Here is a 12,768-nt window from a genome sequence, read left to right as displayed (position 1 = left end):
GTCGGGGTCGACTTGCTACCCGTGCCGCCAATTTCCAATACGTCGGTCAGATAGATACCCCCCAGCCCCTTGAGTTTGAGGGTACTGGGGTTGGTGCTGGTGCCCAGGGTGACGCTCTCGACCTTGGCGTAGGCCAGGGCCGGAATAGTCTCGGACTTGCCATTCACGGTGCCATGGATTTCAATCTGGTACTTGCCGCTCTTGGCCGGGTTGCCATCCTTGTCCTTGCCATCCCACTCGAAGGCCACGTTGCCCTTCTGGTCACCCTCGATGCCGAACTCCTTGACGACCTGACCGCTCGGATCCTTCACCGTCACCTTGATATTGCTGGCGCCGTCGCCGGTGGCGATCATGCCGGAGATGACCCCATCCTTCTCCAGATAGCCGGTGTTGGAGGGGATCAGCACATTCTGGCCCACCAGCGCCGATGCCTGCAGCGCCTGGCTGGAGGTCATCAGACTGTTGAGGCTGCCCATCTGGGTGGAGAGGCTGCTGATCCCCTCCGAGGTGGACATGGACGTCATCTGGGACAACATCTGGGCGTTGTCCACCGGCTTGAACGGATCCTGATAGGAGAGCTGCATGGTCAGCAGCTTCAGAAAGGAGGCCTGATCGAGCTCCTTCTTCGGGGTTGTGGTATTGGCCGTATTGGTCTGGTTTGCCGATGTCCGGTTGACGCCGAGCAGGCTGTCATAGGTATCTGCCATCTGATCACCGCCTTCCTGTCAGAGCTTGTCGAGCCCCGTATCGAATAAGCCAGCCATGGATGCCTGGCAGGCTGTCATAGAAATTGTTCATCTGCTGCATCACCGCCACCCGTCAGGACTTGCCAAGGCCGAGGGTCTGCTGCAGCATTTTCTTGGCGGCATCGGCGACCTGGACGTTGGTCTGATAGCTGCGCGAGGCGGCGATCATGTCCGCCATCTCTTCCACCATGTTGACGTTGGGCTTGAAGATGAAGCCGTCTTTGTCCGCCATGGGGTGATTGGGGTTGTACTCCTTGAGCAGCGGAGCATCGCTCTCGACGATGCCTTTCACGTTCACCCCGACCGAGGCTTGCTTGTCGGACATGGCCTGATCCAGCTGGGCGGCAAACACTGGCCGCCGGGCGTGGTAAGTTTTTTCCACGCTGGAGCTGACGCTGTCGGCGTTGGCCATGTTGCTGGCGACCGTGTTGAGGCGAACAGACTGCGCACTCATGGCAGAGCCTGCAATGTCAAAGACCTTGAACAAACTCATTACTGTTCTCCTTTCAGTGCCTTGAGCAGGCCGCTTATCTTGCCATTCATGAATTCGAGGGAGGCCTGGTACTCGAGGCTGTTGCGCAGGAACTCGCTGCGCTCCTGCTGCACATCCACGGTATTGCCGTCACCGGTATCGGGCTGCAGCGGGTTGCGGTACTGGGTCGTGCCCGGGGCATCCATCTGCAAGGCGATATGCCGCTCGCTGGTGGTGGCCAGGCCAAAGCCTTGCTGGCTCTGGGCCGATTGCAGTGCCTGGGAGAAATCGATGTCCCTGGCCTTGAAACCCGGGGTATCCGCGTTGGCAATGTTGCTCGATAGCACCTCGGCACGCTTGGCGCGAACGCTCAGCGTGTATTGGTGAATACCGAATGCCTTGTCGAATGAAATTGCCATAGCGCACCTCCTGCTTCACGAATGTTTAGCAAGAGGTGTGCCAAAGAGGGATCAGATGGGGATTATTTGACTTTGTAGACGATGCCGGGGTTGCAGCGGATCATCTCGAACTTGTCGGTGAGGCCGGCCAGGGACTCCGAGGCCCCCAGCATCAGATAGCCGCCAGGATTAAGGCTGCTGGCGAACTGATTAAGGATCTTCGACTTCACCTCGGGCGCAAAGTAGATAAGCACGTTGCGACAGAAGATGATGTCAAACTTGCCGAGCAGGCTATAGCTCTCCAGCAGGTTCAAGGGCCGGAAGCTGGTCAATTTTCTGACACGCTCCGACACCCGCATCTTGTTGTCACCGTGCGGCTCGAAAAACAGCTTCTTGCGCTCGGGTGACAGGCCACGTGCCAGCGCCAGGCTGTCATAGACCCCCTCCTTGCACTGGTTGAGCATGGTGCTGGAGATATCGGTCCCCACTATCTGCACCCCGCCCGGCAAGGTGCCCGGCCGCTTGACCTGCTGCTCCAGCGCTATCATGGCGATGGAGTAAGGCTCCTGCCCGGAAGAGGACGCCGCCGACCAGATCTTGATGGGACGGCCGCTCTTGCCCAGTTCGGGAAAGATCTTGTCACTCAACAACTGGAACGGATAGGAGTCACGAAACCACAGGGTTTCATTGGTGGTCATGGCATCGACCACGGCCATCTTCAGGTCCCGCTCACGCACGTTCATCGCCCGCGTCACCAGTTCAGACAGACTCTCGATACCAAACCGAGTCATCAAGGGCGACAGGCGGCTCTTGACCAGATACTGTTTGTTGTCACCCAGCACTATGCCGCTCTGCAGCGCCAGAAAATTGCTGAATTGTTTGTATAAGTCGTCCGAAAGTGTCTTCATGCAGTTAGTTCTTCTTTATTAGAGAGCGCCTTGTACGGCCTTGGCCAACTCGTCCGGCTGGAATTTGGCAATGAAATTGTTCGCTCCAACTTTCTGCACCATGGCCTGATTGAACACCCCACTGAGAGAAGTGTGCAGGATAACATGCAAGTCCTTGAGATTGGGATTGTTGCGGATCTCGGCGGTGAAGGTGTAACCGTCCATCTCGGGCATCTCGATGTCGGAGATCACCAGCGCAATCTGCTCCTTGATGGGACCCTGCTTGGCCATTTCCAGCAGCATGTTGAGCGCCTCGCGCCCATCCTTGGCCAGCACGCACTGCACCCCGATTGCCTCGAGTGCCCGCTGCACCTGCTTGCGCGCCACCGAGGAGTCGTCGGCAACCAGTACCGGACGCCCATGAGGGTTGCGCTCCACGCTGGCATCCACCAGCTCGGCGCTGACCTCGGTCGAGACCGGCGAGATCTCGTTCAGGATCCGCTCCACGTCCAGGATCTCCACCAGCTCCCCATCCACCTCGGTGACCGCCGTCATGTAGTTGATGCGACCGGCGCCCTTGGGGGGCGGCAGGATGGACTCCCAGTTCATGTTGATGATGCGTTCCACCGAGTGCACCAGGAAGCCCTGGATGGAGCGGTTGTACTCGGAGATGATGATGAAGCACTTGCTCAAGTCCTGGATCGGACGTTTGCCCATCGCCATGCTCAGATCGATCACCGAGATGGTCTGGCCACGAATATGTGCCACCCCGCGCACACTGGAATTCAATTTGGGCATGACGGTCAAGGGAGGGCACTGCAGCACCTCACGCACCTTGAAGACGTTGATGCCAAATCTTTGACGTCCGTTGAGACGAAACAGCAACAATTCCAGCCTGTTTTGTCCCACCAGCTGGGTTCGTTGGTTGACCGAGTCAAGAATACTCGCCATAAACACTCCCTTAAAAAGGCTTGGCACTGATCATGCATATGTTGGTGCATGTAGGTTGACTTGCGTCAGATTATCGCTGTCTCGACAACCGAATTCTGCAGCAAGCATAGTTAAATGCGGTGGTATACGTGAACAACTTATCGGCCGGCAAACGAAAATGATTAGTAGACTTTTCCTCATCTTACTGCCGTTTTGCAGCCTATCTCACGCCATGGCGTCCGAGCTCACCCAATACCTGCAAGAACAGGCGCAGGAGTTCGTGCTCGGCCAGCTGGAGATCCCCCTCGACGCCCGGGCCGAGGTGCTGGCCGCCTCCATCGATGAGCGACTCGCTCTTAGCCACTGCGAGGGGGCACTGACCATCTCGCTGCCAGCCAGGATGGAGATCCGCCGCAACACCACTGTTTACCTCAAATGCGAGGAAGAGAAACCCTGGGATCTCTACCTGCCGGTGCGGGTCAGCATCCAGAAGCCTTATGTTACCGTCGCGACTCCCGTTGCCAAGGGCGACATCCTCAGTGAATCCATGCTGACCCTGGCCTATCAGGATCAGACCCTGATCCGCGGCGATTATCTCAGCGATGCAACCGCCCTCATCGGGGTGCGCAGCAAACGCGAGCTGAAACCGGGCCAGCCCATTCGGCTCACCCAGGTCTGTGTGGTCTGCAAGGGGGATCAAGTCACCCTGAGCGCCGAAAACAGCAGCATGCAGATCAAAACCATGGCCCGAGCCTTGCAAGATGGCAGCTTCGGAGACATGATCAGGCTCGTCAACATTCGCTCAGGCAGACAGGTAGAAGGCAAAGTCAGTGCCGTTGGCTCTGTGGTGGTCACATTTTGATGGTTTTATTAATGCAGCGATTTTTTTTCTAAAGTTCTGACCGCCATCACCGATAAACAGTTAAGCGAACAGTAAGCAGACGAAGGTAAAGCATATGGCTATCAACAATATCAACAACTTGGCAAACAACCGGTTGCAAAATACGGCGACTGGCCAGGGTGCAAATACCAAATCCACGACGTCGACCGAAGGCAACCGTGCGACAACCGTCAAGACTGACTCTGTCTCCTTGACCAGTGAGGCGCAGCAATTGCAACAGATGCAGAAAACCCTCAACACCGTCTCTACCGGCAACGAAAGCCGTATCGAGAGCCTGAAGAAGGCCGTGGCCAGCGGGGAATACAAGGTCGACAGCGAAGCCGTGGCCAAGAAGATGTTCAGTTTTGAAGCCGACTTGGACAAACGGTTAGGATGATGGACCTGCCTTCGCTGCTGCACGCCCAAGACGAATACCTCTCCCAGATGCAAGACCTGCTGGCAGAGGAGTTTGACCTGCTCAAACAACATCAGGCCCTGGCGTTGCCCGCGCTGGCCGAACGCAAGCAGCAACTGCTTGCCACCATAGAGTCGCTGGACAAGAGCCTGGCCGGGTTGCCCGATCTGCAACAACGGCTCATCGCCTTCCCCGCCCAGCTGCAGGCCCTACAAACCAAGCTGGATGCCTGTCAGGAGCAAAATGACCTCAATGGTCGCCTGCTCGAGCTCAGCATCATCTCCAACCGCCGCCTGGCGAGCTTTCTCAGCAAGATGCGAGACAGAAACTCGATGACCTATGACGCCAAAGGCAATACCCGCTCCGGCACCCGCTCCCTGGGCATCAAGGCCTAATCGCTTCTCCCCTGTTTACCCGTTCACAACACCAGCCTCATCAGTTCGGCGCCGTCGCTGCAGCCGTGAATACGCATGACCCCATCCTCGTAGCAGCCATAGCTTGCCGCCAGCTCTCCTCTCGGAAAACAGATGGAGCCCGGGTTCACCAGCACTAGCTCCCCTTCCCGCTCTAGCACGGGCAGATGGGTGTGGCCGCTGATAAACAGGCTGCCCGCTGGCAGAGGCACCTCATCGGGGCGATAGAGATGACCGTGGCTGACAAACCAGCGCCGCCCGTCCACCAATAGCTGGTTGTAGGGCGCGGTGATGGGGAAACGCAGCAACATCTGGTCCACTTCCGAATCACAGTTACCTCGCACCGCCATGATGTGGGGAGCCAGTGTATTAAACCGCTCAGCCACGGCCGCAGGCGCATAACCCTCTGGTACCGGATTGCGCGGGCCGTGATTGAGCAGATCCCCCAGCAGCAGGTAGTGATCCGGCTGCCAGGGTTCGAGCCGCGCCAGCACCCGCTCCAAGGCACTGAGGCTGCCGTGTATGTCGGAGATAATGGCAATCTTCATCTCGCACTCCTCATGGCTGGCTGAAATAGAGATCCTTGGTGGCGATCGCCCCCTTGAGGTTGCGGCTTGGCAGGCCGCGCAGGCTGGGATCCACCAGTCGCATCTGGTTGTAGTGATAGACCGGAATGGCGGGCATCTCCTCCATCAGCAGCCGCTCGGCCTGATGGTAGAAGCCGCTGCGGGCGCTACCATCCAGGGTGTCCGCGGCCTGCTGCAGCAGGGCGTCGAAGGCGGGATTGCAGTAACCGCTCTCGTTTTGGGGATCCTGGCAGCGGAAACTGTTGAGCATGGATGACGGCTCAACATAATCACCAAATAAAAACGATCTAGCTAGCATAAAATCTCCGCTGTCTTTCGCTACCTGATAGGCGTTCCACTCCATGTTGTTGAGCTCCACCGCCACTCCCAGCGGCTTCCACATGGCCGCCACCGCCAGCGCCAGCTTCTTGTGATTCTCCGAGGTGTTGTAGGTAAGGGTCAGCTTGAGAGGGTGGGCGCTGTTGTAACCGGCCTCGGCCAGCAAGGCCGCCGCCTTCGCCAGCCGGGTCGGCTGATCCTGCAACGACCAATCCGCGGGGAGCGCCTCATAACCCGGCATGGCGGGCAGCAGGGACCAGGCGGACTGCTCGCCCTGGCCACTGACCTTCTCGGTCAGCAGGTGGCGATCGATGGCCATGGAGAGCGCCTGGCGCACCCGCACGTCCTGCAGCTCGGGGCGACGCAGGTTGAAGGTGTAGAGATAGGTGCCGAGCAGCGGCAGGCCCCAGATCCGCTCCGGAGTCTCCTGCTTGATCTTCTGGTAGTACTCCAGCGCCACCTTGTTGGTGAGCTGGATCTCACCGGCCTCGTAGCGCAGCCGCTCCGCATGCTGGGAGGCGAGCGGCAGGTAGGTGACCCGCTGGATACGGGTATGGGCATCGTCCCAGTACTGGGCGTTGCGCTCCGCCTCGATGCGCTCGTTCGGTACCCAGTTCACCAGCTTGTAGGCACCGTTGCTGACCAGCTTGCCGGGCTGGGTCCACTGTTTGCCAAATTTGGCCACCGCCTCGGCGTTGACCGGCACGAAGGGGCGCTGGCTGATGAGCTGCAAGAAATAGGGCACCGGCCGCTCCAGGGTCACCTTGAGGATCTGATCGCTCTCGGCCACCACCCCAAGGGCATTGAGATCGAGCGCCCCGGCATAGATGGATTGGGCATTGTTGATGCCGGTGGCCAGCAATAAACCGGCGGAGGGAGACGCCAGCGCCGGATCCAGCAGCCGCTGCCAGGCGTAGACAAAGTCCTGCGCCCGCAGTGGCTCGCCGTTTGACCATTTCAGCTGAGGCCGCAGGAAGAAGCGCCACACCAGGCCGTCGTCACTGGTCTCCCAGCGCTGGGCCTGAGCCGGCACTATCTTGCCCTGACCATCTTCGCTCACCAGCCCCTCGAACAGGTCCACCAGCACCACCTCCCCCGGGAAGCCTGTGCGGATCTGGGCCGGATCTAGGGATTCTGGCTCGGCCCCGTTGCCCTTGACCAGGGTCTGCCTGTCCGACAGCGCAGGTTGCTGCACCACGGTCGTCGCCTGCAAGGGCGGCGCCAGCATCAGGCCCAGCAGCAGAGGGGAGAGCCAGCGACGGGCGGGACGGGGGGTAAAACGGTAAACCATGACAAACCTCATTTCATTCTTTGACTGCAAACAAGGGAAGGCCGGCGGCGCGCCTGAATAAAGAATGCATGATACCGCGCTTGTTATCCCCGAAGACGGCCCGTATTGTATCGGGCTTGCCCGGCAGATGGAGTCTTTTGGGCTATTTTTTCACAAGTTTTTTTATGACGCCCGCCTGGCGCGTCTTGCTCACCACATTTTCAGGGATCTTTTATGGGGTACGAGTGGCTGGCGCTGGCAGCAGCCAGTTTATGGGCGATCGCCGCCCTGATTTCCGTCAAACCGGCCCGCCATCTGGGGGCCTTCGCCTACAGCCGCTGGCGGATGTTTCTGGTCAGCCTGATGCTGGGCAGTGTCAGCCTGGTCACCGGTGGCTGGCAGAGCCTCACCGAGAGCGCCCTGCCGCTGCTGGCCCTGTCCGGGCTCATCGGCATCTTCGTCGGCGACACCGCCCTGTTCGCCTGCATGAACCGGCTGGGCCCTCGCCGTAGCGGCCTGCTGTTCTCCTGCCATGCGCTCTTCTCCGCCCTGCTCGGGCTCTGGCTATTTGGCGAGCAGCTCGGCGGCTGGCGGCTGGTGGGGGCTTTGCTGGTACTGGCCGGGGTCATGCTCGCCATCCTGTTCGGACGGCGCGGCAATCCGCAGCAATCTTCGCAACACAACGAATGGGAACAGGTACGCGGCCACCTGGCCATCGGCATCGCGCTCGGCCTGACCGCGGCCCTGTGCCAGAGCCTCGGCGCCATCATCGCCAAGCCGGTGATGATGAGTGGCAACGTGGACGCCGTGAGTGCCTCCGGTATCCGCATGGGCAGCGCCCTGCTGGCCCACTGTGCCTTGCGGCTGCTGCGGGTGCCGCTCGCCATGCCCCACAACCCCATCAACCGGCAGGTGCTCGGCATGATCGGCATCAACGGCTTCCTGGCGATGGCGCTCGGGATGACGCTTATTCTGGTGGCCCTGCGTCAGGGCGACGTGGGCATGGTGGCCATTCTCTCCTCCACCACCCCGGTCATACTGCTGCCCCTGCTGTGGTGGCACTCAGGGATGCGCCCCGCCCTGCCCGCCTGGGCCGGTGCCCTGCTGGCGACCCTGGGCACGGCCCTGGTACTCGGGGCCGGCTAGACAGCGTCAGGTCACCCTTGGCGTGAAGAACGGGCAGCTCGGTCCAACCGAGCTTGCCCCTTCTCCCCAGCCCTTCACCCAAAAGGAAAAGGGCGCCAAGCGCCCTTTTGCCACAGAGTGACCAGCATCAGAACTGGGCTATCTCTTCGGCGGTCAGTTCACGGTATTCGCCCGGCGCCAGCTCTTCATCCAGCACCAACGCGCCAATCTGCTCCCGATGCAGCCTGACCACCTTGTTGCCGATGGCGGCAAACATCCGCTTCACCTGATGATACTTGCCCTCGTGAATGGTCAGGCGCGCCTCGCACTCCCCCAGCAACTCGAGCTGGGCAGGACGCGTCTTGTCGTCCTCGTTGCGCAGGAAGACCCCATCGGCAAACAGCGAGATAGTATCCGAGCTCACGGGATCCGCCAGCCAGACATGATAGGTCTTGGCGCACTCGTGGCGGGGGGAGGTGATGCGGTGCGACCACTTGCCGTCGTCGGTGATCAGCACCAGGCCGGTGGTATCGAGATCGAGCCGGCCCACCACGTGCAACTTGCCCATGGCGGGTTCGTCGAGCAGCTGGAACACGGTGGCATGATCCGGATCTTCGTTGGAGCAGACGTAACCTTCCGGCTTGTGCAGCATGAAGTAACGATTGCGGGTATCGAGCGTGAGCGTGACACCGTCGAATTCGATCTGGCTCTGCTCATTGATATGGAAAGCAGGCTGCTTGACCAGGATCCCGTCCACCATCACCTCACCCTGGCGGATCAGTCTGCCCGCCTGGGAACGAGTCAAATCGGAACAATCACAAAGAAACTTATCGAGCCGCATGCACAACCTCAGAGTCCATCAATAAAGGGGCGTCATTATATCGGCCAAGGCCGACAACACCAGCACTAAGCGGGGATGCAGGCCGTATGTCGCCATGACGCAACCCATGGCCGGTGTTAGACTGCAGACCGAGGGCCCACGTTACGCATAATAATAATCTCAGGACGCCGTATGAAGTCGAACTCGCCTCATCCCGTTATCCCCGTCAATCAGCTGCAACTCGGCATGTATGTCATTGCCATCACCAGTCAGACCGGCACCATGGAAATTGCCCAGATGGGGCTGGTCACCAATCGCAAACAGATAGACTCCCTGATCCGGCGTGGCGTCAGCACGGTGCGGGTGGATCTCGCCCGCAGCAAGCTGGCGGGTATCGAGCAGCTCATCACCCCCGACCCCCTCTCCCCCAACGCCCAACGCCCGAGCGGCAACAGCGCCAGCGGCGAGGGCCGCGAGCTCAAGATCCGCCGCCTGTATCAGGAGGCCCGCGAGCTGCAAGGCAAGTTTATCCGCCAGCTCAAAGCAGGGGAGCCTATCGACATCACCCCGCTGGCCGCGGTGGCCGAGGAGATGGTGGACACCATGTTCAGCCACGGCGATGCCATGCTCTGCCTCGCCCGGATCCGCGCCAAGGATGCCTACCTGATGGAGCACTCCATGAACGTGGCCATCCTGCTCGCCAACTTTGGCCGCTACCTGGGGCTGGAGCGCAGTGTGCTCAAGGAGCTCACCCTGGGCGGCCTGCTGCACGACGTCGGCAAGATCATGACTCCGGACGAGGTGCTCAACAAGCCGGGCAAGCTGACCGACGAGGAGTTTGGCGTGATGCGCCTGCACGTGGTGCACAGTCACGACATCCTGCTGGCCACCGCCGGCATCACCCCCACCATGCTGGAGGTAGCCGCCAATCACCACGAGCGACTCGACGGCAGTGGCTATCCCCGCCACCTGAAGGGGGTAGAGCTCTCCCTCTACACCCGCATGAGCGGTATCGTAGATGTCTATGATGCGGTGACGGCGGACAGGGTCTACAAGCAGGGGATGCAGCCGACCCAGGCCTTCCGGATCCTGCTAAAGGGGGCCGATCACCACTTCGATCGGGAGCTGGTGACCCGTTTCATCAAGTGCATGGGGGTCTATCCGGTCGGCACCCTGGTGCGGCTCTCCAACCAGCGACTCGCCATCGTCATGCAGCGCAATGCCCAGGAGCCGCTCAAACCGGTGGTCAAGGTGATCTATCACGCCGGCCAGCGTCACTACCTCGAGGTGCAGTGGCTGGATCTCGCCAAGAGCGGGGTACAGGAGACCATCGAGTGCACCGTCGATCCCAAGGAATTTGGCATCAACCTCGCCCATTTCGTCTAGCGACTCGGGGCTTGGCTTAGGAGGTGGGGGGCTGCTCGCGGCAATAGCGGATAAGAAACTCCTCATCCAGCGGCGACAGATCGAAACGCACACTGGCTTCCTCGATAGAGCGCAGATCGTGCTGATGGTGCTCGCCCAACCAGCGTATTGCGCGGCGCAAGTCTTCGCCGTGGGGCAGCAAGGAGTGATCGCTCATGGGTTAGCTCCGACCAAGGGGCCCGGGATGCCGGGCCCTCCTCCACAGTCTAGCGTCCCCTCTCCCACCCGGCCTTAGCCGAAGGCCCGTTGCCAATCCTGGTCGAACTTGATCAACGCCGCATCCACCGCTGGCACACTCAGCATCTGCTCGGCCACATCCAGCGGCAGGGTAATGGACTGGCAACCTGCCAACAGGCAGTCCAGCGCCTGGCGCGGGGTGCGAAACGAGGCGGCCAGCACCTTGCTACCCGGCACATGCAGCGCCAGCAACTGTTGCAACTCCTGTACGGTGGCGATGCCATCTCCCCCCTGGGCATCGAGCCGATTGACATAGGGTGCCACGTAGTCGGCGCCGGCCAGCGCCGCCAGCCAACCCTGCAACGGGGTATAGACGGCGGTGCCCAGGGTCGGCACCCCATTGGCCGAGAGCGTCTTGATGGCCGCCAGCCCCTCGCCGCACACCGGGATCTTGACCACCAGATCCGGGTCCAGCTCCCGCAGGGCGAATGCCTCGCGCACCATTTCAATCTCGGTTTTGGCCATCACCTGAGCGAACAGCCGCGCCTTGGGCCCCAACACCTCCCGCAGGGCAGGCAACAGGCTGGCCAAGGGCTGGCCCCCCGCCGCCGTGATGCTCGGGTTGGTGGTGACCCCCGCCAACGGCAGGATCCGTGACCAGCGACGTACCGCGGCCACATCGGCCGTATCGAGATAAAGCTCCATCTCTGACTCCTTAATGGGATGTTCAAGCTGCCCCATTCTAGCGCCGACCCATCTATTGATTTATTGATCAACATCAAATCAACTTACGAACGAAAGCAAATAGAATGACATTCAAAGGCGAGGCGCGGCGTTTTTGATCTGCCCCCCCGCCAGAGGCAACCCCTGTTCAACCCGAGCATGATGAAGAGGCCGTATGATATTCGACCTGCAACGTTACTCCACTCACGACGGCCCCGGCATCCGCACCCTGGTGTTTCTCAAGGGTTGCTCGCTCGCCTGCCGCTGGTGTCAGAATCCGGAGAGCCGCTCCCCCAAGCCGGAGCTGTTGTTCGACCCCAGGCTCTGTCTCGCGGGTTGCGATCTCTGCCAGCGCACCTGCCCAGCCGCCATCCACCGCCAGGATGACCACCTGCATCTCGATCGCTCCCGCCTCAGCCGAGGCGATCTGCAGTCATTGCGGGAGCTCTGCCCAAGCGAGGCACTCACGGTCTGTGGCGAGGAACAAACGCTGGATGAGCTGATGAGCAGCATCTTGCGGGACCGCGCCTTCTTCGAGCGCAGCGGCGGCGGGGTAACCCTCTCCGGCGGTGAGCCCTTCATGCAACCAGCGCTTGCCGCAGAGCTGCTGGCGCGCTGCAAGGCAGAAGGACTGCACACCGCGGTGGAGACTTGCCTGCACGTGCCCTGGCAGCAGATAGCGCCGAGCCTCCCTCACCTCGATCTGGTGCTGGCGGACTTGAAACACGTCGATGAGCAGCGCTTCTTCGACTGGACCCACGGCAAGGCGGGTCTGGTACTGGCGAACCTAAGGCGCCTCGCCGAACAGGGCATCCCCCTGCAGATCCGGGTGCCGCTCATCCCCGGCTTCAACGCGGACGAGGATTCCATCAAGGCCATCATCGAGACCGCCGCCAGCCTGAAGGGGGTGGAGGAAATCCACTTCCTGCCCTATCACACCCTCGGCATGGGCAAGTACGCCCTGCTGGGACTGCCCTACGAGGCGCCGGACCGGCCCCTCGATGACCCGGATTTGCTCAACTTTGCCCATACCTGTGCCCAACGTCAGGGGCTGACCCCTGTGACCCGAGGATAAGATCATGACCCAGCTCGACTTGAATACCCTCAGCCCCCGGATCCACGCCCACAAGGAGAGCCTGATCCACATCATCCAGCCGCCGGTCTGTACCGAGCGGGCCCGCC

Annotated in this window: 16 protein-coding genes; 6 read left to right on the top strand and 10 right to left on the bottom strand. The window is 60.7% G+C overall.

Annotated elements, in window-relative coordinates:
- From BN1137_RS11640 to BN1137_RS11620, 5 genes are all read right to left on the bottom strand, one after another.
- On the bottom strand, nt 1-707 hold a 707-nt coding region (locus tag BN1137_RS11640; RefSeq protein ID WP_050718767.1), incomplete at its 3' end, for a flagellar hook assembly protein FlgD.
- A gap of 112 nt (nt 708-819) precedes the next feature.
- Entirely contained in the window at nt 820-1,239 is a 420-nt protein-coding gene (gene flgC, locus BN1137_RS11635) for a flagellar basal body rod protein FlgC (RefSeq protein ID WP_050718766.1), read from the bottom strand.
- Nucleotides 1,239-1,637, bottom strand: coding sequence for a flagellar basal body rod protein FlgB (flgB, locus tag BN1137_RS11630; protein WP_050718765.1), 399 nt, complete (start codon nt 1,635-1,637; stop codon nt 1,239-1,241). Before flgB ends, flgC begins: the two co-directional genes overlap by 1 nt.
- A gap of 62 nt (nt 1,638-1,699) precedes the next feature.
- Nucleotides 1,700-2,524 carry a CheR family methyltransferase gene (locus tag BN1137_RS11625; protein WP_050718764.1) on the bottom strand — a complete coding sequence of 275 codons (825 nt, stop codon included), beginning with the start codon at nt 2,522-2,524 and terminating at the stop codon, nt 1,700-1,702.
- Nucleotides 2,525-2,542: 18 nt separating this feature from the next.
- Nucleotides 2,543-3,454, bottom strand: a complete 912-nt coding sequence (locus tag BN1137_RS11620) for a chemotaxis protein CheV (protein ID WP_050718763.1) — start codon at nt 3,452-3,454, stop codon at nt 2,543-2,545.
- Between the two features lie 235 nt (nt 3,455-3,689).
- On the opposite strand from BN1137_RS11620, the gene flgA reads away from it, so the two are divergent.
- The 3 genes from flgA (at nt 3,690) to BN1137_RS11605 (ending at nt 5,123) form a co-directional block, all read left to right on the top strand.
- Nucleotides 3,690-4,295: a flagellar basal body P-ring formation chaperone FlgA gene (gene flgA, locus BN1137_RS11615; protein ID WP_050718772.1), complete on the top strand. Its 606-nt coding sequence runs from the start codon at nt 3,690-3,692 to the stop codon at nt 4,293-4,295.
- Between the two features lie 94 nt (nt 4,296-4,389).
- Complete coding sequence (gene flgM, locus BN1137_RS11610) at nt 4,390-4,710, top strand: flagellar biosynthesis anti-sigma factor FlgM (protein ID WP_050718762.1); 321 nt, start codon at nt 4,390-4,392, stop codon at nt 4,708-4,710.
- Nucleotides 4,707-5,123, top strand: a complete 417-nt coding sequence (locus tag BN1137_RS11605) for a flagella synthesis protein FlgN (protein ID WP_050718761.1) — start codon at nt 4,707-4,709, stop codon at nt 5,121-5,123. Before flgM ends, BN1137_RS11605 begins: the two co-directional genes overlap by 4 nt.
- Nucleotides 5,124-5,146: 23 nt before the next feature.
- Here the strand turns inward: BN1137_RS11605 and yfcE are convergent, their stop codons facing one another.
- Both yfcE and BN1137_RS11595 read right to left on the bottom strand, forming a co-directional pair.
- On the bottom strand, nt 5,147-5,689 hold the full coding sequence (gene yfcE / locus BN1137_RS11600) for a phosphodiesterase (protein ID WP_050718760.1): 543 nt from the start codon (nt 5,687-5,689) through the stop codon (nt 5,147-5,149).
- 10 nt (nt 5,690-5,699) lie between these two features.
- The gene (locus BN1137_RS11595; protein ID WP_050718759.1) at nt 5,700-7,337 is read right to left on the bottom strand and encodes a peptide ABC transporter substrate-binding protein; all 1,638 of its coding nucleotides are present in this window, start codon (nt 7,335-7,337) and stop codon (nt 5,700-5,702) included.
- A gap of 213 nt (nt 7,338-7,550) precedes the next feature.
- Between BN1137_RS11595 and BN1137_RS11590 the strand changes: the two genes are divergently transcribed.
- On the top strand, nt 7,551-8,462 hold the full coding sequence (locus BN1137_RS11590) for a DMT family transporter (RefSeq protein ID WP_050718758.1): 912 nt from the start codon (nt 7,551-7,553) through the stop codon (nt 8,460-8,462).
- Between the two features lie 127 nt (nt 8,463-8,589).
- Here the strand turns inward: BN1137_RS11590 and rsuA are convergent, their stop codons facing one another.
- Nucleotides 8,590-9,282 (bottom strand): 16S rRNA pseudouridine(516) synthase RsuA, encoded by a 693-nt coding sequence (rsuA, locus tag BN1137_RS11585; RefSeq protein ID WP_050718757.1) that lies wholly within the window; start codon nt 9,280-9,282, stop codon nt 8,590-8,592.
- Between the two features lie 171 nt (nt 9,283-9,453).
- On the opposite strand from rsuA, the gene BN1137_RS11580 reads away from it, so the two are divergent.
- Complete coding sequence (locus BN1137_RS11580; protein ID WP_050718756.1) at nt 9,454-10,647, top strand: HD-GYP domain-containing protein; 1,194 nt, start codon at nt 9,454-9,456, stop codon at nt 10,645-10,647.
- Between the two features lie 16 nt (nt 10,648-10,663).
- On the opposite strand, the gene BN1137_RS11575 is transcribed toward BN1137_RS11580, so the two are convergent.
- Together BN1137_RS11575 and fsa are read right to left on the bottom strand one after the other, a co-directional pair.
- On the bottom strand, nt 10,664-10,843 hold the full coding sequence (locus tag BN1137_RS11575) for a hypothetical protein (RefSeq protein WP_050718755.1): 180 nt from the start codon (nt 10,841-10,843) through the stop codon (nt 10,664-10,666).
- Nucleotides 10,844-10,917: 74 nt separating this feature from the next.
- On the bottom strand, nt 10,918-11,568 hold the full coding sequence (fsa, locus tag BN1137_RS11570) for a fructose-6-phosphate aldolase (protein ID WP_050718754.1): 651 nt from the start codon (nt 11,566-11,568) through the stop codon (nt 10,918-10,920).
- A gap of 193 nt (nt 11,569-11,761) precedes the next feature.
- On the opposite strand from fsa, the gene BN1137_RS11565 reads away from it, so the two are divergent.
- Entirely contained in the window at nt 11,762-12,661 is a 900-nt protein-coding gene (locus BN1137_RS11565) for a glycyl-radical enzyme activating protein (RefSeq protein WP_050718753.1), read from the top strand.
- The last annotated feature ends 107 nt before the right edge of the window (nt 12,662-12,768 follow it).

The sequence above is a fragment of the Aeromonas tecta genome (genome assembly GCF_000820185.1).
GTDB classification, from domain to species: Bacteria; Pseudomonadota; Gammaproteobacteria; order Enterobacterales; family Aeromonadaceae; genus Aeromonas; species Aeromonas tecta.
Note: the sequence above shows the minus strand (reverse complement) of the source record. Positions and strands in the feature narration are given on the sequence as shown.